Below are 24021 nucleotides of genomic sequence, written 5' to 3' on the forward strand. Positions count from 1 at the left end.
AGTATAAATGGCTTCAAACAAAATACAATTTAGAAGTATTCATGAACTTAAAGACCCGGCTTTAAACAATAAGCTGGCTCAGAAAGAGTTTCAGGAAGAAATTCCGGTAGAAGATTTCCTTGGAGATGCTGAACAGAACGGATCCAGTACTTCAAGAAGAGATTTCTTAAAATTATTGGGATTCTCTACGGCAGCGGTAACATTGGCTGCCTGTGAAGCACCCGTAATCAAAACGATTCCTTATGTGGTAAAGCCACATGACATTATTCCAGGGGTTCCGAATTATTACGCTTCAACCTATTTTGACGGATTCGACTTCGCTAGTGTTTTAGTAAAGACCCGTGAAGGAAGACCGATCAAAATAGATCCAAACCCGGCAGCAGGTGATTTGGGAACAACCAATGCAAGAGCTCAGGCAAGTGTACTTTCTCTTTATGATAATGATAAAGTAAAACAGCCTAAACTTGACGGTAAAGACGAAACTTTCGATAAAGTAGATAGTTTTATCCTTAAAGGATTGGCAGATGCAAGCGCAGCAGGTAAAAAGATTGTGCTTTTGTCTCACTCTTTCCCTTCCCCTACTTTCAAAAAGTTGTTTGCTGAATTCAAAGCTAAATATCCTACCGCTGAACTGGTAACTTATGATGCCTATCCTCACTCTGCAACTTTAGATGCAGCCCAGGAAGTATTCGGACAAAGAGCATTACCGGTTTATGACCTTAAAGGTTCAGAATTGGTCGTTTCTTTCCAGGCTGATTTCTTAGGAGATTACAACGGAGCAAGCTTAGAAACATCTTTTGCAGCAGCAAGAAAGCCAGGACCCAACATGTTGAGACACATTCAGGTGGAATCCAACATGTCATTGACCGGTGCTAACGCTGACTCAAGATACAGATTAAAACCAAGTGCAGTAAACAAAACTTTGGTTGAAGTTTACAACGCAATCGTAGGTGGTGGTACCTCAGACAAGACGGCTACCGAAATTGCAAACGAACTTAAAGCGAAAGGCAGCAAAGCTGTTGTTTTAGCTGACGGATCTAAAGGAGCACAGGTTTTAGCCCACTTAATCAACCAAAAATTAGGTTCAGTTGCTTTCACAGGTAAAGCAAACTTCCTGAAAGAATTTGACAAAGCAAGATACCAGGAATTCCTTGGATGGGTAAATGCGGGTCAGGTTGGTGTATTGATCGCTAACAACGTAGACCCTATCTACTCTCATCCAAAAGGAGAAGATTTCAAAAAATCTTTAGCTAAAGTTGCTTGTGTAGTAGCAGTAGCTGACAAGAAAAATGAAATGTACAAAGCAGCGAAAGCTGTAATTCCGGTAGCGAACTGGTTAGAATCTTGGGGAGATATTGAACCTCAGACTGGAGTATATACTTTAATGCAGCCTACGATCCAGAAGATCTACAAATCAAGACAGATTGAAGAATCCCTATTGGTTTGGAAAAATGGAAAAAACAATGCTGCCAACAATTACTATGACTATCTGAAAGGAAGTGCTGCTTCAATCTTAGGGGCTACTTCTTTCAACAAAGCTTTATACAACGGTATCACGACTTCAAATAATGCTACTGCATTATCTTATTCCGGAGGAAATGCTGCTCAGGCTATTGCTGAATTAGGAAACTTCAAAGCTTCTGAATTAGAATTAGTATTGTACACCAAGCCTTCAATGGGTGACGGTACTCAGGCCAACAACCCTTGGCTTCAGGAATTACCGGATCCTATCACCAGAATGTCTTGGGATAACTACTTGACAATTTCTCCTAAAGACGCAGAGAAGTTTGCGATTGACAACGATCTTAATGCAAGAATGCAGCTGGACGGTTCTATCGTAAACCTTACGGTCAACGGAGTAACAATAAAAGATGTTCCTGTATTCATTCAACCGGGACAAGCAGAAGGATCTGTAGGTCTGGCGCTTGGATATGGTAAAAAGGATTCCGGAGCTACTGCTGATACAGGAGTAAATGCTTATCCATTATTTGACGGTTCTAACCTGATTGTTTCAGGAGTGAAAATCGAAAAAACTGGAGAAGACCACGAATTTGCAGGGATCCAGCTTCAGAATACATTAATGGGACGTTATGAAATTGCTAAGGAAGTTCCTTTAGCAGAATTCATGAACGTAGCTTTCGATGACGAACATAAAGGATGGAACAAGCCTTTGGAATATCATACGATCAGTGGAGCTCTTCCTGCAAGAAAGATAGACCTTTGGGATGCTTTCGATGATACAGACGGACCTCACTTCAATTTATCAATCGACTTGAACTCTTGTACTGGTTGTGGAGCATGTATCATTGCTTGTCAGGCAGAAAACAACGTTCCTGTAGTAGGTAAAGAAGAAATCAGAATGTCAAGAGATATGTATTGGTTAAGAATTGACCGTTACTACTCATCAAGACAGAAAGTAGAAGTATACGAAGGATTGAAAGAAGGAATGGCAGTACCGGAATTGTACGGTACAGCATTCGGAGACGGAGGGGCATTAAACCACCCTGCAGACAATCCAGATGTGATCTTCCAGCCGGTAATGTGTCAGCACTGTAACCACGCTCCTTGTGAAACTGTATGTCCGGTAGCGGCTACTTCACACGGTAAGCAAGGTCAGAATCACATGGCTTACAACAGATGTATCGGTACCAGATATTGTGCAAACAACTGTCCGTACAAAGTAAGACGTTTCAACTGGTTTACTTATAACTTAAATGATAAATTTGATTTCAATCAAAATAACGATTTAGGAAGAATGGTACTTAACCCTGATGTTGTTGTAAGAACAAGAGGGGTAATGGAGAAATGTTCATTGTGTATCCAAAAGACTCAGGCAACCATCTTAAATGCTAAGAAGGAAAACAGAAAAGTAACCGACAATGAATTTAAGGATTCTGTTGCTTGTGCTGGCGCTTGTTCTACCGGAGCAATGACGTTCGGAGATATGAATGACAAAGATTCTGAAGTGAGACAATTGTACTCTAGCAACAGAAGATATTATTTACTTGAAGAGATCGGCACAAAACCAAACGTGTTCTATCACACTAAAGTAAGAAACAGAGTAGAAAAATAAAGTTTAAATAATAAATAGGTAAAAAATGTCAGGACATTACGAAGCTCCGATAAGGGAACCTCTAATTATTGGTCACAAAACTTATCACGATATTACAGAAGATATCGCACGACCTATCGAAGAAAGAGCAGGTAAACTATGGTGGATTTCACTATATGCAGCCTTAGTTCTTTTCATCTACGGATTCGGGTGTATCGCTTATACTATCGGGACAGGTATTGGAGCATGGGGGCTTAACAGAACTATTAACTGGGGTTGGGATATTACCAACTTCGTATGGTGGGTAGGTATCGGTCACGCCGGGACCCTAATCTCCGCAGTATTATTATTATTTAGACAGCGTTGGAGAATGTCTGTAAACAGATCTGCAGAGGCGATGACGATCTTTGCGGTGGTACAGGCAGCGATCTTCCCTGTAATCCACATGGGTAGAGTTTGGGTAGGTTACTGGGTATTCCCATTACCAAACCAATTCGGTTCTCTTTGGGGGAACTTTAACTCTCCTCTACTTTGGGACGTATTCGCGATCTCCACGTATTTCTCAGTATCAACTGTATTCTGGTTCATGGGACTAATCCCTGACTTTGCAATGATCAGAGATAGAGCTAAAACGCCTTGGACTAAGAAAATTTATACATTCCTGGCATTCGGATGGGGTGGTAAGGCAAAACACTGGCAGAGATTCGAAGAACTTTCTTTGGTTCTTGCAGGTTTAGCTACTCCACTTGTATTCTCGGTACACACCACGGTATCTTTTGACTTCGCAACGTCGGTTATTAAAGGATGGCACTCTACAATCTACCCTCCTTACTTCGTAGCCGGTGCGATCTTCTCAGGATTTGCGATGGTACAGACGCTATTGCTTATTGCCAGAAAAGTGTGTCACTTAGAAGAATATATTACAATGTATCATATTGAAATTATGAACATCGTAATCGTTCTTACGGGTGGTATGGTAACCGTAGCTTATGCTACTGAATATTTTATCGGATGGTATTCCGGATCAAGATTCGAAGACTTTACTTACCTTTCTCCGGGTGCTGCAGTAGGACCTTACTGGTGGGCATTCTGGGCACTAATCACGTGTAACTTAATTGTTCCGGCATTATTCTGGTTCAAGAGAGTAAGAACAAACATTATTGCAACATTTATCATTGCATTGATTATCAACATCGGTATGTGGTTTGAGCGTTTTGATATCATCGTTATCAACCTTTCAAGAGATTACTTACCAGGATCGTGGACTATGTTTAAGCCAACGATCATTGATGTGGGTGTATACTTAGGAACAATCGGATTCTTCTCTGTATTATTCTTACTATACGCAAGAACGTTCCCTGTAATTGCACAGGCTGAATTAAAATCGATTCTGAAAATTTCAGGTGAAACTTATAAAGCAAAAGAAGGAGATGAGCACCACTAAAATTGTATACGGACTTTATGCTGATGACGACGATTTAATGAACGGCGTTAAAGCATTCAACGATAAAGGAATTGCGATCAACGAAGTGTATACTCCGTTTCCGGTTCACGGACTTGACAAAGCTCTAGGATTAAAGAAAACCAGAATTTCTGATGCTGCATTCTTCTATGCTCTTTATGGAGTTACCATCGGTGCTACTGTAACCTGGTATGTGATGAATCATGACTGGCCTCAAAATATTGGTGGTAAACCTGCTTTTGACTGGGCGCACAACATGCCTGCATTCGTAGTTCCAATGTTCGAATTAATGGTTTTCTGTGCCGCTCACATGATGTCTTTAACTTTCTTAGTTAGAAACAAAATGTATCCGGGAGCTCCGGCTCAGAATCCAGATCCAAGAACTACCGATGATAAATTCATGATGGAATTTGTAACTGAAGACGTAGAATCTGTAAAACAGTTGCTTATTGAAACTGGAGTTGAAGAAATAACTGTTAAAGACGCTTAAAATGAAAAAGAATGTATTAAAAATTACAGCAATTTTAGGTTTAACAACGGTTTTACTTAATTCTTGCGGACCAAAAGAAAATACACCACTTGTATACTTTCCGGATATGTACTTTCCGGTAGCTTACGATCCATTGATGAAAGCTCAGGATGCTTATTCAGATCATGAAAATGAAATCCCAGCTTTCGTTAAAAATAGTTTTGCCACAGGTCTTGCTCCAGTAGAAGGATCAGTTGCTCAAAACAAAGACGGAGTTTTCGAAGAAAGCCTTCTTCCTAAGAATGTAGATGAGTATAACTCCGGTTATGAAGCTTCTAAAAAGATGACAGGATCTCCTCTTAATCCAGCTAATGCAGCTAAAGATATTGAAAGAGGAAAAATACTGTTTGATCATACTTGTGCGGCATGCCACGGAACTGGTGGTGATGGACAAGGTCCGATTGTACAAACCGGAGCTTTCTCTGGTGTACCAAACTATGCTGACAGAGAGCTTACTGTAGGATCTGTTCATTATGTATTAACTAACGGTAGAAATGCAATGGGATCTTATGCTGGTCAGCTTAATGCTGGTGACAGATGGAGAGTAGCAATGTATGTGATGAGTGCCTTCAAAAAAGGAGCAGCAGCACCTGCAGCAGCTACAACGGCTACAGCTACACCAGCTGCAGCGGCAACAGAGACTACTACCGAAACTAAAAAATAAGAAAAGAAATGTATAGTTTTTCACCAAAATTAAAATCAACTTCTCTAATACTTCTTGTTGTAGGTTTAGTTCTGTTTGGTATTGGTTTTTTCATGAATAATGGAATCAGTACAGAGAGAATTAAAGAAATGATGGAGGCAGTTCATTCTGCAGGCCACAATGCCCCTACACACTCCAGTGAAATGGTAGGACCTCAAGATGAAGCTTCTCATTTAGAGCATGCGACAATGCAGATTCATAATTCGCCTTTAGCATCAATACATTTCGTAGCTGTATTCTTCTTTGGACTTAGTTGTGCAGTATTATTTTTCTACTGTATTCAGCATGCAGCCCATGCAGGATGGCCAATCATTATTACAAGAGTAATGGAAGCTATTGCTTCTTATATTCCTTACGGAGGTGCTATATTAGTTATATTAATGCTATTGAACATCTTCCACCAAGGTCACATCTTCCATTGGATGGATCCGGATTTGACAGACCCAACGTCTGCTCATTTTGACGTGATCTTATTTGAAAAGAAAAGATTCTTAAACATTCCTTTCTATGCAATAAGAACGTTTATCTATGTACTAGGTGCTTCATTCTTTGCCTGGAAACTTAAGGCTCAGTCTAAAAAAGTAGATGAGACTAAATCAAAAGTAGAGTATCAATTCCTTTACAGATGGGCAGTAGGATATATCGCATTCTTCGGATTTGCTTCTGCAGCCTGGGCTTGGGACTGGTTGATGTCTATTGACCCTCACTGGTATTCTACAATGTATATCTGGTATTCAATGGTAAGCTGTCTTTCAAGTGGAATCGCTATGATTATCCTTTTCAGTGTTTACCTAAAGAAAAATGGATTCTTACCTCAGTTCAATGATAATCACTTGCACGATTTAGGAGTATTCCTTTTTGCTACAAGTATGCTTTGGACATATACATGGTTTGCTCAGTTTATGCTTTACTGGTATGCGAACGTTCCGGAAGAGGTGAACTACTTCTTTGGAAGATTCCAGCACTATGGTATTACTTTCTTACCAATGTTGATTGTCAACTTCTTATTACCATTATTGGTATTAGTGAGCAGCAGCATCAAGAGAAACTATAAAGTAGTAACTGTAATGGCTGTAGTGGTTATTTTAGGACACATCCTAGACTACTTCAACATGGTAATGCCTGGAACGGTAGGTCCATACTGGAAAACTCCTGAAGTATTCATCTTAATATTAGGTGCACTTCTTTTTGTAGTTGGATTGTTCATGTTCACAGTACTGACAGCATTGTCTAAACTGAAACTGATCCCTACAGGTAACCCTTACCTTCACGAATCTGAAATTTATGAGTATCCTTTCTAAGGACTTGTAACATCAATACAATAAAAAAGACTGATTATAATGATCAGTCTTTTTTTGTGCAGAGAAGTTAACATGTAAACTTATCAGGCAACCATTTCAGATTAAGTGCGTCTTAATAATGAGATTGATCATTTATTTAAGCAACCAAAAATAAATACCATTATGAAAAGAAATTATCTGCTTCTTACACTTTTCGTTTTCTTATTCAGCTTCATTCAGGCGCAAACCATTACTTTTGTTTCTGAACAGACCAACAAACCTCTTCCGAAGGTTTCCGTGTTCGGAAAGGACGGAAGTATTCTCGCTTACTCTGATATCGATGGTAAAATTGATAAGCAGTCCATTGCTCCTTCACAGGAAAAATTTCAATTGGTGTATAATAACTTTCCTGTTGCTACCCTCTCCTATTCCGAATTAAATCAGGACGTGATTAAAATTAATGATCAGGTTAAAGAAATAGAAACAATCGTCATCAAAAACTCAAAACCCGCAAAATATATTGTCATCAAAGGAAACTTCAATGCCTATGTAACGGTCAACGGTAAACTGAACAGCTATGCGGACGGACTTGTCACCTATATTTTTGATAACAAAACTAAAAATCTAAAAAGCGCCAACGTTGAACAGTACAGAGTATTCAGATTGGTAGAGCCTAAAAACGAAAAAAAGGAAACTTCATCCTGGGATTACGGCAACTCTTTAAAAATCCCAAGACTTAAAAATGTTGGAAACCCGGAAGAATACAAAACAAAAAGAAACACCATCAAAGAATTGAAAGGAGACCGAAAAGATCAGATAGAAGTCACAGGGGCTGCTCTTCAGGAGAAAGAGTTTTCCCTATTCGGATTTAGATTCTTCGACATCAGAACCATTTTGAATATGTCTTTTGAAAAAGGATCAGAGAAAAACCTGAGAGATTTCCTGGAATACAATGAGGTCGCTTTTGTAAAACTTAAACATAAAAGTGAACAGAATTACAATCAGATCATCCTCTATAATAATTTTTACCCTACAGAACTGGACTTCAGCAATAACAATGATATCGAATCCGTAAAATTTGACAAAGAAAAGAGCAATTACAAGACCCAATACTGGCAGGATACCTCATTTCCCAATATGCAAACCATCTTCAGCTCATTCTTCAAAGATGATCTGAAAGAACAGGAAATGAAAAAATAAACCGCCAACACAAATAGAATACTATTTAACAAATGACGGCATAAAAAAGACTGACTTAATTTCCTGAACAGTCTTTTTTCATGAAAAAATGATTTGAAATAACTGGCAATCATCTGGACAATTATTCATAATCAACTGAAACGCAGAATCCATGCTATAATTGAATTCTTTTAAAATCAACTTTAAACGGTTTCCACATGAAATCCATTCACTATGTAAATCTTTAAGAATGCCTGCATTAAAACGTCATAAAACACAAAACAAAAATAAAAACCAGCTATTATTAAAGGTTTTACTAAATTTGCAATAAACAAAATAAAATGAAAAAGTTTTCTTTTCTACTAGTTCTCAGTCTGTTGCTTTTTACAGCATGCAGGAAGGACCATGTAGATGCTACGAATACTAAAACGCTTCAGTCAAGTATCAACGACATGACTTCAAGCCTTTCAACCATTAAACAGATCAAATTCAGCGAAGCTCTTTATATCCTGAAGACTTTTGGTGTGGAAGCAGAAGGTGATGTAGAAGAACTTAAAGCCCTTGGAAAACTGATCGACGGAAAAAAAGTTCCGGAGATCCTTACCATGGCTGATGAAGTCGCACAAAAAAACGGAATCGAATGGGCAAGCACCTCTCCTCCTTCTCTTGGAGAAATGAACATCTTCGGAGACGATAAAGCCAAAGAGACTGATGCGAATGATGTAAAAGCAAGTTCACTGAGTATTATCACCAGACCTACTGGCGATGACGGAACGGGTGCACCTACCGCTATCCAAATTGTTCCAAGACTTGTAGACGCAGCAGGAAATCCTGTTTCATTTACCGGTGCCGGTTTAGAGGCGACTTTAGAAGTATTCAGCAATGGGGTGAAACTTTCTACCGCTAAAAACCTGATGCAGGACAACAACTTTAAAGGATTTAATTTAAAATTCTCTTCTATTCCCGCAGCTAAAGTAGTAGACAGCAAAATCGATATTACTGTTTCAGTAAAAACAACTGCAAAGACTTTCAAAATGTCTAAAATCGGACTTGATGTCAATCCATCAGCTCTGAAGGTTCCTGCGGTACCAAAAACTGATTCAACAGCTGTAACACAAGACCCCAATGCGGTAATTGACCCAAATAATCCAACTCCTGCACCCACTACATCTACAGATCCCACTGCACCGGCAACGACGCCAACGGCTCCTAAACAGCCGACAGCGGATCCTAAAAATACAGTAAGTAAGTTCTTAAACAACGTAAGTTCTCAGAATCTTAAGGCTGCCTACGATACGTCAAGCAACCCAAGCTGGGGAAGCTATGAATCTTTCTCCAATCCTACTTCAGGATTTGGATCCGTAAAAAACGTAAGCGTAAAGAACATTACAACCAATGCAACCAATCCGGGCGCTGCCAGCGTCAACGCAACCTATGATGTAACAGATAAGAACGGAAAAACCACTTCGTTGAAGGCAACATTCGGACTTAAAAATGTAAATGGAGACTGGAAAATTTCCAGCTATAAAATAAACCCATAATGGCTTCAAAAGAACTGATTAAACGACTGGAAGAAACCATTGAAAATTTCCCCGATTTTCCTATTCCGGGAATCCAATTCAAGGATATTTCCCCAATTTTTTTAGATCCAAAGCTCTATGAGGAGGTCATCACAGACCTCGCTGCTTTCAGTAAAGGAAAAGTAGATGCCGTATGCGGAATAGAAAGCCGCGGTTATCTTTTCGGAATTGCCATTGCAGTCGCTCTGGAAGTCCCCTTTATTTTAATCAGAAAAGCAGGAAAGCTTCCTCCACCCATTATTTCAGAAAAATATGATCTGGAATATGGAAGTGCCATCATTGAGACCCGTGAAGGACAGATCAAAAAAGGACAGAGAATTCTCATCCATGATGACCTTCTGGCCACCGGCGGAACAACGGAAGCCGCTGCAAAACTTGTAGAAAAGCAAGGCGCAACCGTTTCCCAGTTTAGTTTCCTGATTGGTCTAAAAGACCTTAATGGCGATGAAAAGCTGAAAAAATTCGGGGCAGAAATTTATAACCTCCTTGAATATTAAACTTTTACTCGAAAAGATCAGAATATTTAAAACAGTAAAAATAGTGATGGTAGAGATGTCACACTGGCGACACTCCCGGCGTTTTTAACATTAACATTTTACAATTGATAACATTTTCACAATAATACTTCAAAGTATTTTGTAAATCATTCAGAAACAATTAAATTTGCATTTCAATTTTTAAGAATTTATGGCAAAATTGGGTAAGAATGCTCCAAACGAGCAAGAAGGTAAAGAAACAGTTGAGTTCTTTAAAGACCTTGACAGAGAGGCTTTAAACACGGAAAGATTCATTGAAAAATATTCTAAGCAATTAGGTATTGTTTTCGGTGTATTGGTTTTAGGTGTTTTAGGATTCTTCGCTTACAAACAGTTTGTAGTGGCTCCTCAAAACGTTGAAGCGGTAAAAAGCTTCCTTGCTGCTCAAAAGAAACAGACTGAAGGCAAAGATAAAGAAGCTTTAGGTGGAAAATCTGCTGCAAATCCAGGTTTTCTAGGAACATATAACGAATATTCAGGAACGAATGTGGGTAAACTTTCTGCTTACAATGCAGGTTTATTAAAATTCAAAGAAGGAAAATTCCAGGAAGCTTACGATCTTCTGGATAACTTTTCATCAGACAACAAAACATTGATGGCATTGAAATTCGGTGCTATGGCAGATGCAAAGTCAGGACTTAACAAAAATGACGAGGCTCTATCTTTATTAGACAAAGCATCAACGGCTTCTGATGATCCTTATACGACTTACTATTTCACAAGAAAAGCAGGTATCGTAGCATTAGGATTAAAGAAAAATGCAGAAGCTAAGAAATACTTCTCTGCTATTGATGAGAAATATCAGGACTACGATAACGGAATGTCTGATTCTTATATTGAAATGACTAAATACTTTTAAAAAATGGCAACAGTTAATCTTTCCGATTACAAGCCACTTCATATAACAAATGCCGAAGATTTTTCTATCGGCATTGTTTTTTCTGAGTGGAATGATTTTGTAACTTACAATCTTCGTGATGCAGCCTTGGAAATTCTTGAAAAAGAAGGCGTAAAACCAGAAAACATCAGACTATTCTCGATTCCGGGTACATTTGAGCTGAACTATGCAAGTATGCAGCTTTGCAAAGAAAGAAAATACGATGCAGTCATTGCTATCGGATGTGTGATCCGCGGTGAGACTCCTCATTTTGATTTTGTATGCTCAGCAGTGGCACAAGGAATCAAAGACTGTAACATCTTAACAGACACCCCTACCATTTTCTGCGTACTGACAGATGATACCAAGGAACAATCCATTGCAAGAAGTGGCGGAGACTTAGGAAATAAAGGAGTAGAAGCAGCCGTAACCGCTTTAAGAATGATTGATTTTAAAAAGAATCTTTCAGAAAAAAAAGGAAATATCGGTTTCGGACACCTTTAATATTTAATACCCATTAACAGTATAGAGGACTATTTGATAATAGTCCTTTTTTTATTGAAATCAACTTCACAAGGTTATTTTCACACCTACGGGCTCATCAGATAGTAAGTTAATTCTATACCAATAACGCAAAAAAACGATAAGAAACGTCATGTTTTTATTTAAAAGTTGTAGACAAAAACTATCTTTGCGGGAATTAACCTATACTTAACGTACATGTTTCCAAGCAAAATAAAACCATTCTTATATTTAGGAATTTTCTATCTTATTATTTCATTGATCGTGCGGGTCGTTTTCTTTTTTCACCCGATCACTACGGCCAGTTTTGGTTTTTTTGAAGTAATAAAAGTCCTGTCTATTGGCTTACTGAATGATATTTTTGTTTTCACTTTAGCCAGTACCATTCTGGCGATTTACTTTTTATTTTTATCGAATTCAAAATATAAAAAGCCATACGGGTATATCATTTTTAGTGCATTGGTATTGTTTTTCCTTTACATTCTGCTGATTCCCAATAACATTTTCAATCAGTATGGGGGATCAATCTCAGAAGTAGCCTTAACTTTTGTAGGAATCAAGACTCTTTTCTTCGGACTGATGCTTTTTATTCCTTCAAAACGAATCAGGATCAGAAATGTATTGTATTTCATTACGCTTTTGCTGTATGTTCTTCTGATCATCTTTAACTCGGTAAGTGAATATTTCTTTTATAATGAATTTGGAGTACGTTACAACTTCATTGCGGTAGATTATTTAATATACACCAACGAAGTCATTGGAAACATCATGGAAAGCTATCCTGTTATTCCTTTGTTTTCAGCAATCCTTATCATCACTTTAGCCGTTACCTGGTTTATTTATAAGAAAACGAAAGACGAGCTTCTAGAGCTTCCGAATTTTAAACAGAAAATGATTCTCGTAGGAACTTTTGTAGTGATGGCAGGCATCAGTATTTTCGGTATATCTTCATTAATGCAGATCAGATCAGACAATGTTTTTGCTGACGAGATTGAAGACAACGGACTTCCCAAATTCTATTGGGCATTTACCCACAATGAGCTTGACTATTTCCAGTTTTATCCGCAGATCGGTCAGCAGGAAGCTGAAAAGAACTTCCTGAGCCAGTATGCTGAACCGTCATTAACACGAAATGTGGTTGCAGAACAGCCGGAGCTTAAGAAAAATGTGGTTCTGATCTCTATCGAAAGTTTATCCGCCGATTTTATGGAACATTACGGAGGGACTTTAAAGATCACCCCTTTCCTCGACAGTCTTGCAGACCGTTCAATGATGTTCACCAATCTGTATGCTACCGGAAACAGAACCGTAAGAGGCCTTGAAGCATTAACGCTTTGTATTCCTCCTACTGCCGGAGAAAGTGTGATCAAAAGAGATGACAACAAAAATAAATTCACGACAGGAAGCGTATTCAAGTCTAAAGGATATGATGTGAAATTTTTATACGGTGGTTACAGCTATTTCGATAATATGCAGGACTTTTTCGCTGGAAACGGTTACGGTATTGTAGACAGAAATAATTTTAAACCTGAAGAAATCACGTTTGCCAATGTTTGGGGCGTTGCTGATGAAGATATGGCTAAAAAAGCGATCCAGACGATGAACGCTGAAGCTAAATCCGGGAAGCCATTCTTCAACCATTGGATGACTGTTTCCAATCACAGACCTTTTACCTATCCTGACGGAAGAATTGATATTCCGGGAACAGCAAAATCACGTGACGGAGGGGTAAAATATACCGACTATTCACTCAAATTGTTCTTTGAAATGGCTAAAAAGCAGGACTGGTATAAAAATACAGTCTTTGTCATTATTGCCGATCACTGTGCATCCAGCGCAGGGAAAACAGAACTTCCTATGGATAAATACAGAATTCCGGCAATGATCTTCTCCGAAGGCTTTATTCAGCCTCAGAAGTTTGACAAACTGATGTCTCAAATTGATATTATGCCTACGGTATTCGGACTGCTGAATTTCAATTATCAATCTAAATTTCTTGGTCAGGATGTCTTCAAAAAAGAATTCCAGCCCAAAGCTTATATCGCAACGTATCAGGATCTTGGTTTGGTAAAAGACGGACGTCTAACGATCATTTCGCCGGTAAAAAAAGTAAAACAGTACTCTTTACAGCTGGAATCCAGCAGCCTTGCTCCTGAATTCAAACTGTATTATGATGAAAAGCTTCTGAAAGATCCGGAACAGAAACTGGTCAACGATGCTGTTTCTGCCTATCAATCTACTTCATTCTGGCTTAAAGAAAAGAAACTTAACCGATAAGGTGAGGAACAAAACGGCTCTGGTTATTGGTGATCAGATGAACACTTTCTCTGATCCCAATGCCGGCAGGCTCCTGCCCGATCACCCAGCTGCCGATGACCGGATAATTTCCTTCAAAATCTGGGAGCTCAAATAACTGCTGATAGATAAAACCTTCTTTACCATATACTCCATCGTTTTCCTCAATCGGGATATTGTTTTTGTATAGGATCACATTGGCTCCTTCTCTGGAATACACAGGCTTTTTAGCAAAGTCTTTCAGGTGTTTAGGTTCAAAATAAGATTCTAACAGATACGGATGATTGGGATACAGCTCCCAAAGGATCGGCAAAATAGCTTTAGATGAAAGCAGAATTTTCCATGCAGGTTCAATCCATTGTGATCGGAAGCCGTTTTTTACGAGTTTTTCTCCAAAACCGTCTGCCAGTATCCATTCATAAGGATAAAGCTTGAAAATATATTCCATGACCGACTGGTCTCCAGCCACAAATTCAGAGATCTCCTCAGCCCATCCAATATCCTGAACAGGAATAAACTCCGTATCAAAACCGGCCTGTGAAGCACAGTCACGCATATATTCCACATTCGTTACATCTTCAATATTCGTAAGAGATGCAAAATAAATGTGATGGGGATTCAGATAATTTTTGAGATGCTTCCAGTACTCTACCAGTTTCTCATGAATAGAATTAAACTGATCTTTATACGGAAACTGCTCCTGCAGCCAATACCACTGGATAACCGATGCTTCATATAAAGAAGTCGGGGTATCGGCATTGAATTCCAGTAGTTTTAAATTTTTACCATCAAACCCAAAATCAAATCTTCCGTAAATGGACGGATGATCTTCTTCCCAACTTGTAATAATATAATTCCGGAACCATTCAGGAATATTGAATTGGTGCCAAAGGTTTTTTTCAATAATATAGTCTACCGCTTCCAGGCACATCTGCCAAAGTTCGGCAGTAGCACTTTCGATGGTATTGATTTCCTCTGAAGTAAACTGATAATAATGACTTTCGTCCCAGTATAGGCCCTCCAGAGAATGGTAGCCAAACCCCAGATTTTCAAGCTTATGCTGCCAGTTTTTCCTGAATTGTGATTGAATTCTTTCCATAGTTTATGATGATGCACTGAAACCGCTTCTTCCCAACTGGCCTCTTACGACATTTCCTTTGTAATTATTTCTTCCGATATTGGATTTACTGCTGATGGCATCGCTGTAATAACCTGCCTTTTGATAAGATCCATAACTGTAAGCGCCATAGGGTCTGAATGCATGATACAGAAGTATTCCAGCCATAAAGCCATGGGTCCTTGTATAGGAAGCTGTTGTATCAGACCTCATGTAAACTTTCTTTTCTGCTTTATCTTTCGGCTTTTCCTGAGAACAGGCGGCCAGGATCCCTGTAACGAAAAGTAATTTTATAGAACTGGACTTTTTCATTATTGAACCGTTATAAAGAATTCGTAATCTTTCTTCGTTTTGGCAATATGGTCGTTGCCATCGCTGTCTTCTCCTCCGACAAGAGTATCCCCGAGACTCGGGATGGTGTCTTTTTTAATAATTTCTTTAAAAAGTTTCTTGTCCTTCCAGATTTTGTGTTTAGTAATGAGAATATCTGTATTATCAAGATGTTCAACAGAAAGTTCTGTTTCAATAGAACCCGTTTTATCTACACTGTTTACTTCATCTTCTTTCTCTTTTTTACAGGCTGTAAATGCCATTATCCCAACTGATAACAGGCAAAGTTTAATTTTTTTCACGAGGGCAGTAATTTTTCACAAAAGTAGTAATTTAGTAATGATATTATTTTAAATTTACAAGGCAAAAATTTATATTATGAAATGGACAGACGATAGAGGCGGGAACGTTGAGGACCGCCGTGGTTCTGGTGGCAGCGGAGGTATGGTTGTAGGTGGAGGGCTAGGAACTTTGATTATAGCAGCGATTATTTTCTTTTTAGGAGGTGATCCTTCCGGCATTCTGAACTCCGGCAGCGTACAATCTTCAGGAAACGGCCAAAAACGTGAACTTACAGCAGAAGAGAATAAAATTGGAGAAATGGTGGACATGATGGGTAAATGGAATATGATTACCTGGGACCAGATTTTTAAAGAAAACGGTATGAGATACACCGAGCCTGCAATTGTTCTTTTTGAAGATACAACAGAGTCTGGGTGCGGAATAGCTCAGTCTGCAATGGGACCTTTCTACTGCCCTGCCGACCAAAAGGTCTATATGGATATGAGCTTTTTCAATGAATTGCAGCAAAAGTTCGGAGCCAAGGTGACAGAATTTACCGTTGCCTATGTTTTAGCTCATGAAGTTGGACATCATGTACAAACTCTTCTCGGAACTACCCAAAAAGTAGATGCATTAAGAAGAAGCGGAAAATATTCTGAAGAAGAAATGAACAGAGTTTCTGTGGCCACTGAACTTCAGGCAGATTTTTATGCCGGGGTATGGGCAAAAAGAACGAATGACACAAAAGGTATTCTTGAGCCGGGCGATATACAATCTGCTATAGATGCAGCTCAGGCGGTAGGTGATGATAATATCCAAAAAAGATCTCAGGGCTACGTCAACCAGGAAAGTTTTACCCACGGCTCTTCAGCACAGCGTAAAGAATGGTTTATGAAAGGTTACAATACGGGAGACATTAAGCAGGGAGACACTTTCAACCAGCTTTTAAAATAATCCCTTTTTTATACAATTAAAGAACCCTGAAGAGAAATTCTTCAGGGTTAATTTTTTATTGCAATTCAATTGGGTTGCTGTTTCTTTTGGCTTCCTCTTTTACTCTTTCTTCTACTCTCTTTCTCATATCTGCAGGATTCTGGTTTCCTCCACCAGAAGCTCTGGGTGGTGCGGGAAAACCTCCACCGCCGCCCTGCATGAATGACATTGGATCTGTTTTATATTTTTCCTGCTGTTTCAGATAATCTGTCCTTTTTACTTTTAGCACATTTCCAAACTGGTTCAAAGCGGGAATTTCAGCAATTTTATAATTCTTCATCAGATCAAAAGAATACTCTCCTTGATCATCTTCCACTTTAACAATCAGTCCGGGAAGTCCTCCAAATTTATAGGGTCCATCCTGATAAGGTAGATCTGTGGTAAACCAAGCCGTCCATTTTCTTCCTGCAAAATCGGTGGTGGCTTTCTGAACTTTATATTCCCCTATTTTCATGGTTTCAGAAGACATTTTCCAGTTTAGAGGACGGTCTTCTTCGTACACATAAACATCTCTTCCTATTCTATCTTTGTAAGATATTTTCTGGGTTGATTTATCTTTCTCTACAGAATAATTGATATTGGACCTGAATGCTTCCATCTGTTCCCTGTTGATCGAAGCTCTGCCAGCGCCGCCCTGAAAAGCTTTCTGCAATGTAGAATCTCTTTTAAATCTGTTTTCAGAATAAAAAAGCGACTTCTCTGCTGAAATATCCAGATAGGCATTTTCAGTTTTAATATCGGATTTATTTTCTGCATCCGGTTTCATGGTTACCTGATACACAAACCTGTTGTTCTGTGCAGAAATATGCTGCATAAACAGTGCAAAAGCAATGATGCCTATTTTTTTCATTTTGGATTTTTATTTTAATTCAATTGGATTTTGACTTATGTTGTTTTGAGGAGTAGCCGTACTAAAACCGGAATCCGGCATTCCTCTCCCACCGTCCATTCCATTTCCACCCATTCCACCGCCTCGCATTCCTCCTCCATGTCTTCCACCTCCCGGATTCATTCCTCCTTTTTCAACCCCTGTTGGCAGTCTTTTTTTTCTACCTGCTTCAAGCTCTATGGCAGCCTGATCTCCTCTGAAACTCAATCTTGTGCTTTCTTTTGCATCAGGACTCGCCTGTTCTTCGTAAGAATTTTGAATTTTTATTTTTTTCACGAGATCAAATTTATAATCTCCTTTATCATCTTCCAGTTTTACGATCAATCCTGGAAGTCCATAAAATTTATACGGTCCATCGGAAATAGCAATATCTTTGGTAAACCATGCTGTCCAGACTCTACCGCCAAAACCGGCAACCGCTTTTTGGGCAGGATATCCGTTCTGATTTTCTTTCAACTCTGTAATTTCCCATTGTAAAGGTCTATCTTCCTGATAGTAAATTTGCTTCCCCATCACTTTATCATGATAGTAAACTTTTCGCCCTGAAATATTTTTAGTGATATAATATTCAAAAAAAGTGGGTTCAGGTTGCTTTTTCATGTCCGGTTTTGCCAATTTCCGGTCTTCTTTTTTATGATTTTCTTTATCATCTGGCTTAAAAACAGTAAATAAAGAGTCCCTCATCAGTTTATTTTCGCTGATAAATAAAGATTTATCGCCTTTGATATCCAAAAAAGTTTTTTCACTCTTCAGGGTCACCAGATTAATTGAATCCGGATTCACCGAAGTTTCATAAATATATCTCGTGGTTTGCCCTTGCGCAATTATCGTTACAAACAGGGAGAAAAAGGCCAGTAATTTTATTTTCATTATTACTCTTTAATAATTATTCTTTGGATAAAAGATCACATTCAAAGTTAAATCAAAAACAGAATCATCCTATTTGCAAAAGAGAAATTATGTTATTTTTAACACCGGAATCTTTGCTTATGGGTAAAATCGTTAAAATAGACACCATCAATTTGAGATTGCGGAAATTAGTTCGTATTTTTGCATCATTAAATCATTCTAAATAAATACAATGATAAAAGTATCAGACCAAGCAAAGGCAAAAGCCATCCAACTTATGTCGGAAGATGGCTTCAACCCTGCTGAAGATTATATAAGAGTAGGGGTAAAAAGTGGAGGATGTTCTGGTTTAGAGTATGTTTTGGGATTTGACAATCAAAAGACAGACACAGATCAAGTTTTTGAAGACAATGGTGTGAAAATTATTGTTGAGAAAAAGTCTATCCTTTATTTAGCAGGAACAATCCTTGAATATTCAGGAGGATTAAACGGAAAGGGGTTTGTTTTCAACAATCCTAATGCATCCAGAACGTGTGGTTGTGGAGAGAGTTTTTCTTTATAATTAGAAGTTAGAACCCGAGGTTAGAAGTCAGCACATTGCCTATACTAACATCTTAAGAACTAACGTCTAAAATCTATTAAAATGAGTAAATATACTGAAGACGACCTAAGAGTTGATCTTGAAAATAAAAAATATGAATTCGGGTGGGAAACGAAGATCGATTATGAAGATTTCCCAATCGGATTAAACGAGGATATCGTTCGTGCTATTTCTGCAAAGAAAGAGGAGCCTGAATGGATGACGGAATGGCGACTGGAATCTTTCAGAATCTGGCTTAAAATGACAGAACCTGAGTGGGCTAACATTAAATATGAAAAGCCAGATTTTCAAGCGATCCGTTATTACGCTGCACCAAAAGCAAGACCTGAACTGGACAGTCTTGATGAGGTAGATCCTGAACTATTGAAGACTTTTGCAAAATTAGGAATCAATATTGAGGAACAAAAAAGACTTTCAGGAGTTGCCGTAGACATTGTAATAGACTCTGTCTCTGTAAAAACCACTTTTCAGGATACCTTAATGGAAAAAGGAATTATTTTCTGTTCAATTTCGGAAGCTATAAAAAACCATCCTGATTTGGTAAGAAAATACCTTGGAAAAGTAGTTCCAAGAGGAGATAATTTTTATTCAGCATTAAATTCCGCAGTATTTTCTGACGGAAGTTTCTGCTATATTCCAAAAGGCGTAAGATGTCCGATGGAACTTTCTACGTACTTCCGTATCAACCAGGCAGGAACAGGTCAGTTTGAAAGAACACTTGTCATTGCTGACGAGGGAAGTTATGTATCTTACCTTGAAGGATGTACGGCCCCTTCAAGAGATGAAAACCAACTTCACGCAGCCGTTGTAGAGCTGATTGCCATGGATAGTGCTGAGATCAAATACTCAACCGTTCAGAACTGGTATCCCGGAAATGAAGAAGGAAAAGGAGGTGTTTTCAATTTTGTAACCAAAAGAGGATTGTGTGAAGCAAAAGCAAAAATTTCTTGGACCCAGGTTGAAACAGGTTCTGCTGTAACGTGGAAATATCCTTCTTGTATTTTAAAAGGTGACGGATCCATCGGTGAGTTCTACTCTATCGCTGTGACCAACAATCACCAGTATGCCGATACAGGAACGAAAATGATCCACATCGGAAAGAATACCAGATCAACGATTATTTCGAAAGGGATCTCCGCAGGAAAATCTCAAAACTCATACAGAGGTCTGGTAAAAGTAATGCCTTCTGCAAAGGGAGCAAGAAACTTTTCACAGTGTGACTCTTTATTGATGGGTAATGAGTGTGGTGCGCATACTTTCCCTTATATCGAAATCAAAGATCCTACTGCCCAGCTGGAACACGAAGCTACAACTTCTAAGATCGGGGAAGATCAGATCTTCTACTGTAACCAGAGAGGAATTAATACGGAAAAAGCAATTGCTTTGATCGTGAACGGTTTCAGTAAAGAAGTATTGAATAAACTTCCAATGGAATTTGCTATTGAAGCTCAAAAATTATTAGAGATCTCTCTGGAGGGATCTGTAGGATAATTGATAATGACGGTAATTTGAAAACCTGAAAATGAGAGTTGTGGAGAGCTTTTGATTGTCAGGAAAATTATCCGGAATTCATTTAAGAAAAGGGGTTTGTAAATCAAACCAGCAAAAATAAATCATATAACATCGAAAAAGGCGGCAGTCAATAATTTTAAAATTATCTGATGGCCAAATTATCATATTAAAACTATGTTAGAAATCAAAAACTTGCACGCCAAAATTGAAGACGGCGCAGAAATTTTAAAAGGTATTAATCTTGAAATAAAGCCGGGCGAAGTTCATGCTATCATGGGACCGAACGGAGCTGGAAAATCTACTCTTTCTTCTGTGATTGCAGGAAAAGAAGATTATGAAGTAACGGACGGAGAAATACTTTTTCAGGGAGAAAACATCAGCGAAGATGCTCCTGAAGAAAGAGCACACAAAGGGATTTTCCTTTCTTTCCAGTATCCTGTGGAAATTCCGGGAGTTTCTGTAACCAACTTTATTAAAGCTGCTTTAAACGAAACAAGAAAAGCAAACGGACTATCAGAAATGCCGGCAAAAGAAATGCTTGCGATGATCCGCGAAAAGTCTGAGCAATTGGGTATAAAAAAAGATTTTCTTTCAAGATCACTTAACGAAGGATTCTCCGGAGGTGAAAAGAAAAGAAACGAGATCTTCCAGATGATGATGCTTAATCCGAAACTGGCCATCCTGGATGAAACAGATTCAGGTCTTGATATTGATGCCTTAAGAATTGTTGCGGATGGTGTCAACCACTTTAAAAATGAAGGAAATGCAGTTCTTTTGATTACTCACTATCAAAGATTGCTTAACTACATTCAGCCTGATTTTGTTCACGTTCTTGCCAATGGAAAAATCATCAAAACCGGTGATAAATCTCTTGCTCTGGAACTTGAAGAAAAAGGGTACGACTGGCTTCTTAACTAAGAAGAAATTTTTCAGCCTGGATTTTATCAATCCTTTCTGAAGATGCGGAAAACCCGCAATACATAATATTATTTTTAAATATATAAAATAAGGTGTGATGGCCGAAATATCAGTAATGGCTTTATACGATCAGATTATTGACAATCACGGTGAATTTTTGGAGAGTCTTCATCACAGATTTCTGGATGGAGAGAGAAAATCTGCTCTTCAAAACTTCGAAAACTTAGGTTTTCCGACTAAAAAAGACGAAGAATATAAATATACCAACGTAAAAGAGATCACAGAGAAAAATTACAATTTTTTCCCTAAGGAAAGTCACAATATTACCAGAGAACAGCTGGATCAGCTGCATTTAGGTGAAGAGAATTTTGACTGGATCGTTTTTGTAAACGGTAAACTTCATAAAGAACTTTCAAAAGTTTCTATTGAGAACGTAGAATTTCTTTCGTTCAATTATGCATTGAATGACGGGAAACATAAAGAAGTATTTGATCAGTATTTTAATACGATTGCTTCTAAAGATACGGCTTTCACCAACCTAAACCTTGCGTACTGCAAATATGGTTTCTTTTTGAAAGTTCCTAAAAATGTAGTGATCGAAAAACCGATCCACATTTTTTATATTTCTCAAAACCAGGAAGAAAATACATTCTACAATACAAGAAACTTACTGATTGTAGAAGAGGGAGCCAAAGTAGAGGTTATCGAAAGTCACCACAATTTTGACAGTACTTATGTGCTGACTAATTCTGTGACAGAGATCTTTACCTATCCCAATGCAAAAGCTGACTGGCATAAACTTCAGAATGACAACAATACGTCATATCTTATTGACAGTACGTTTGCAAGACAGGAAAAAGACAGCTTAACGACGGTGAACACATTCACTTTCGGAGGAAAGCTGGTAAGAAACAATCTGGATTTCATTCATAACGGAAGCAATATTAATTCGTTTATGAACGGAATCACTATTATTGGAAAAGACCAGTTGGTGGATCACCATACAGCAGTTCACCACAATTTCCCGAACTGTGAAAGCTACCAGAACTATAAAGGTATTTTCGACGGAAATGCCCACGGCGTTTTCAATGGAAAAGTATTCGTAGATAAATTGGCTCAGAAAACAAATGCCTACCAGCAGAACAATAACGTTCTATTAAGCGAGGGGGCTTCCATTGATACCAAACCTCAGTTGGAGATCTTTGCAGATGACGTAAAATGTTCTCACGGATGTACTGTAGGTCAGCTGAATGAAGATGCGCTTTTCTATCTGAGAGCAAGAGGGATTTCCAAGAAAGAAGCTCAGGCATTGCTTTTATATGCTTTTGCCAATGATGCTATGCAGAACATTGACATTGAGCCGCTTAAAGAAAAAATTTCGAAACTTCTGGCTGAAAAGCTGAAAGTGGATTTAGAGTTTTAAGACTTATATAAATTGATACCAAAAAAAGCACTTCTAATTGAAGTGCTTTTTTACTGATCTCTGGTTCCGAATTATTTCTTCATCCAGGACTGATTATCTTTCTTATCAGAACGTTTCTTCCCATTGTCTATATTATAGGCGAATCCAACGCCTAACGTCTGTTTAAGCTGTGTTTTCTGAATCTGGTTGTGGTCATACAAAAGATCCAGTGTAATATTGGTTGAAATAAACTTATTGATCTTCATATTAAGGATTCCACTGTATCCAAGGACCAGTCTGTCAGGATGGTCAAGATAGTTTGAAAATACAGAAGCTGTATTGGTCAGATTGATATTCTCCATAATTTTGATCTTGTAAATGGCTGTTCCAAGAAAACCGAACTGAAAAAGAGAAGAATCACCATCGTTTTTAAGTCCGTACGTTCCTGCTGTCTGAAGATCTTCATCCAGAACAAAAGTCCATCTCGCATTGGCAGGGCGAAGCGTTAATGTAAAGTTGTCATTGGGACGGTAAGTAACACCGGCACCCATATTAAGGTATCCAGGAGCCATAAAATTAGAGATCTTTTTGGCATCAGGATTATTTCCATCTTCATACCCTCCTGCAAACTGTGTCTGAAGACCGATGCCTCCCGAAATATACCAGTTTTTGGCAAATTCCCTTCCATAATTGGTTGACAGATTGATTACATCCTGCGTTTTTCTGGTTCCGATACCTTTTGTATTGTTTTGCCCATAGCCCAGAATAATGATGTTTTCCCAAAGGTCTTTGCCTTTTTCATAAGTAAGGTTATAGTTAACTCCGGCAAGCCAGCCTACATTATTGGCTCCTCCTCCTACCCAGTTTGAAAAGGCAGCCTGGTTGAGCATTAATGTATTTTGTCCCTGGATAGACCATGCTTTTACAGTATCTGTTGTAGCAGCATCGGGTTTGACTTCCTGAGCTATTGTGCTTATTCCAAAAGATATGGAAGCGGCCAATAAAAGTTTTTTCATAAGTAGTCGTTCCTTAACAAAACCCACTATTTAATTTATTTTTAAAAACAGGATTAGAAAACAGCATAATTTGTATCTTACAAAATAAGAAAATAAT

The 24021-nt window shown here is 38.4% G+C and carries 22 protein-coding genes; 16 read left to right on the plus strand and 6 right to left on the minus strand.

Annotated features, from left to right (window positions below; translation table 11 throughout):
* Positions 1–7 precede the first annotated feature (7 nt).
* The 11 genes from BUC06_RS22340 (at position 8) to BUC06_RS22390 (ending at position 13997) form a co-directional block, all read left to right on the plus strand.
* Entirely contained in the window at positions 8–3073 is a 3066-nt protein-coding gene (locus tag BUC06_RS22340; RefSeq protein ID WP_073336709.1) for a TAT-variant-translocated molybdopterin oxidoreductase, read from the plus strand.
* A gap of 25 nt (positions 3074–3098) precedes the next feature.
* Complete coding sequence (nrfD, locus tag BUC06_RS22345; RefSeq protein WP_073336711.1) at positions 3099–4496, plus strand: NrfD/PsrC family molybdoenzyme membrane anchor subunit; 1398 nt, start codon at positions 3099–3101, stop codon at positions 4494–4496.
* Positions 4483–5004 (plus strand): DUF3341 domain-containing protein, encoded by a 522-nt coding sequence (locus BUC06_RS22350; protein WP_047398786.1) that lies wholly within the window; start codon positions 4483–4485, stop codon positions 5002–5004. Before nrfD ends, BUC06_RS22350 begins: the two co-directional genes overlap by 14 nt.
* A 1-nt stretch (position 5005) precedes the next feature.
* Positions 5006–5707, plus strand: a complete 702-nt coding sequence (locus BUC06_RS22355; protein WP_073336713.1) for a c-type cytochrome — start codon at positions 5006–5008, stop codon at positions 5705–5707.
* 8 nt (positions 5708–5715) lie between these two features.
* Complete coding sequence (locus BUC06_RS22360; RefSeq protein WP_073336715.1) at positions 5716–7047, plus strand: quinol:cytochrome C oxidoreductase; 1332 nt, start codon at positions 5716–5718, stop codon at positions 7045–7047.
* Positions 7048–7209: 162 nt separating this feature from the next.
* Entirely contained in the window at positions 7210–8226 is a 1017-nt protein-coding gene (locus tag BUC06_RS22365; RefSeq protein ID WP_073336717.1) for a hypothetical protein, read from the plus strand.
* A 320-nt stretch (positions 8227–8546) separates the two neighbouring features.
* On the plus strand, positions 8547–9746 hold the full coding sequence (locus tag BUC06_RS22370) for an NTF2-like N-terminal transpeptidase (RefSeq protein ID WP_073336719.1): 1200 nt from the start codon (positions 8547–8549) through the stop codon (positions 9744–9746).
* Positions 9746–10282 carry an adenine phosphoribosyltransferase gene (locus tag BUC06_RS22375; RefSeq protein WP_073336721.1) on the plus strand — a complete coding sequence of 179 codons (537 nt, stop codon included), beginning with the start codon at positions 9746–9748 and terminating at the stop codon, positions 10280–10282. Before BUC06_RS22370 ends, BUC06_RS22375 begins: the two co-directional genes overlap by 1 nt.
* A gap of 190 nt (positions 10283–10472) precedes the next feature.
* Positions 10473–11180 carry a YfgM family protein gene (locus BUC06_RS22380; RefSeq protein ID WP_073336723.1) on the plus strand — a complete coding sequence of 236 codons (708 nt, stop codon included), beginning with the start codon at positions 10473–10475 and terminating at the stop codon, positions 11178–11180.
* A 3-nt stretch (positions 11181–11183) separates the two neighbouring features.
* The gene (gene ribH, locus BUC06_RS22385; RefSeq protein WP_073336725.1) at positions 11184–11702 is read left to right on the plus strand and encodes a 6,7-dimethyl-8-ribityllumazine synthase; all 519 of its coding nucleotides are present in this window, start codon (positions 11184–11186) and stop codon (positions 11700–11702) included.
* 216 nt (positions 11703–11918) lie between these two features.
* Positions 11919–13997 carry an LTA synthase family protein gene (locus tag BUC06_RS22390; RefSeq protein WP_073336727.1) on the plus strand — a complete coding sequence of 693 codons (2079 nt, stop codon included), beginning with the start codon at positions 11919–11921 and terminating at the stop codon, positions 13995–13997.
* On the opposite strand, the gene BUC06_RS22395 is transcribed toward BUC06_RS22390, so the two are convergent.
* The 3 genes from BUC06_RS22395 to BUC06_RS22405 are packed head-to-tail and all read right to left on the minus strand — an operon-like array spanning position 13987 to position 15764.
* Complete coding sequence (locus BUC06_RS22395; protein ID WP_185116987.1) at positions 13987–15114, minus strand: glutathionylspermidine synthase family protein; 1128 nt, start codon at positions 15112–15114, stop codon at positions 13987–13989. The genes BUC06_RS22390 and BUC06_RS22395 overlap by 11 nt on opposite strands.
* A gap of 3 nt (positions 15115–15117) precedes the next feature.
* Complete coding sequence (locus BUC06_RS22400; protein ID WP_073336729.1) at positions 15118–15444, minus strand: hypothetical protein; 327 nt, start codon at positions 15442–15444, stop codon at positions 15118–15120.
* On the minus strand, positions 15444–15764 hold the full coding sequence (locus BUC06_RS22405) for a hypothetical protein (RefSeq protein WP_123877240.1): 321 nt from the start codon (positions 15762–15764) through the stop codon (positions 15444–15446). Before BUC06_RS22405 ends, BUC06_RS22400 begins: the two co-directional genes overlap by 1 nt.
* 76 nt (positions 15765–15840) lie before the next feature.
* Here BUC06_RS22405 and ypfJ point away from each other — a divergent pair, with 76 nt between their 5' ends.
* Entirely contained in the window at positions 15841–16698 is an 858-nt protein-coding gene (ypfJ, locus tag BUC06_RS22410; RefSeq protein WP_073336733.1) for a KPN_02809 family neutral zinc metallopeptidase, read from the plus strand.
* 55 nt (positions 16699–16753) lie between these two features.
* Here the strand turns inward: ypfJ and BUC06_RS22415 are convergent, their stop codons facing one another.
* Together BUC06_RS22415 and BUC06_RS22420 are read right to left on the minus strand one after the other, a co-directional pair.
* Positions 16754–17587: a GLPGLI family protein gene (locus tag BUC06_RS22415; protein WP_073336735.1), complete on the minus strand. Its 834-nt coding sequence runs from the start codon at positions 17585–17587 to the stop codon at positions 16754–16756.
* Positions 17588–17596: 9 nt separating this feature from the next.
* Positions 17597–18496: a GLPGLI family protein gene (locus tag BUC06_RS22420; RefSeq protein ID WP_073336737.1), complete on the minus strand. Its 900-nt coding sequence runs from the start codon at positions 18494–18496 to the stop codon at positions 17597–17599.
* Positions 18497–18707: 211 nt separating this feature from the next.
* Here BUC06_RS22420 and BUC06_RS22425 point away from each other — a divergent pair, with 211 nt between their 5' ends.
* The 4 genes from BUC06_RS22425 to sufD all read left to right on the plus strand — a co-directional run bounded on the left by BUC06_RS22425 (position 18708) and on the right by sufD (position 22929).
* Positions 18708–19037: a HesB/IscA family protein gene (locus tag BUC06_RS22425; RefSeq protein WP_073336739.1), complete on the plus strand. Its 330-nt coding sequence runs from the start codon at positions 18708–18710 to the stop codon at positions 19035–19037.
* Positions 19038–19118: 81 nt separating this feature from the next.
* A complete protein-coding gene (gene sufB, locus BUC06_RS22430) occupies positions 19119–20567 on the plus strand; it encodes a Fe-S cluster assembly protein SufB (RefSeq protein WP_073336741.1) in 1449 nt (482 codons plus the stop codon).
* Between the two features lie 195 nt (positions 20568–20762).
* Positions 20763–21506, plus strand: a complete 744-nt coding sequence (gene sufC, locus BUC06_RS22435; protein ID WP_073336742.1) for a Fe-S cluster assembly ATPase SufC — start codon at positions 20763–20765, stop codon at positions 21504–21506.
* Positions 21507–21621: 115 nt separating this feature from the next.
* Positions 21622–22929, plus strand: a complete 1308-nt coding sequence (gene sufD / locus BUC06_RS22440; RefSeq protein ID WP_181876136.1) for a Fe-S cluster assembly protein SufD — start codon at positions 21622–21624, stop codon at positions 22927–22929.
* 71 nt (positions 22930–23000) lie between these two features.
* Here sufD and BUC06_RS22445 read toward each other — a convergent pair whose 3' ends face one another.
* Positions 23001–23924 carry a DUF3078 domain-containing protein gene (locus BUC06_RS22445; protein ID WP_073336743.1) on the minus strand — a complete coding sequence of 308 codons (924 nt, stop codon included), beginning with the start codon at positions 23922–23924 and terminating at the stop codon, positions 23001–23003.
* Positions 23925–24021 lie beyond the last annotated feature (97 nt).

Origin of the sequence: Chryseobacterium carnipullorum (assembly GCF_900142785.1) — a bacterium.
GTDB classification, from domain to species: Bacteria; Bacteroidota; Bacteroidia; order Flavobacteriales; family Weeksellaceae; genus Chryseobacterium; species Chryseobacterium carnipullorum.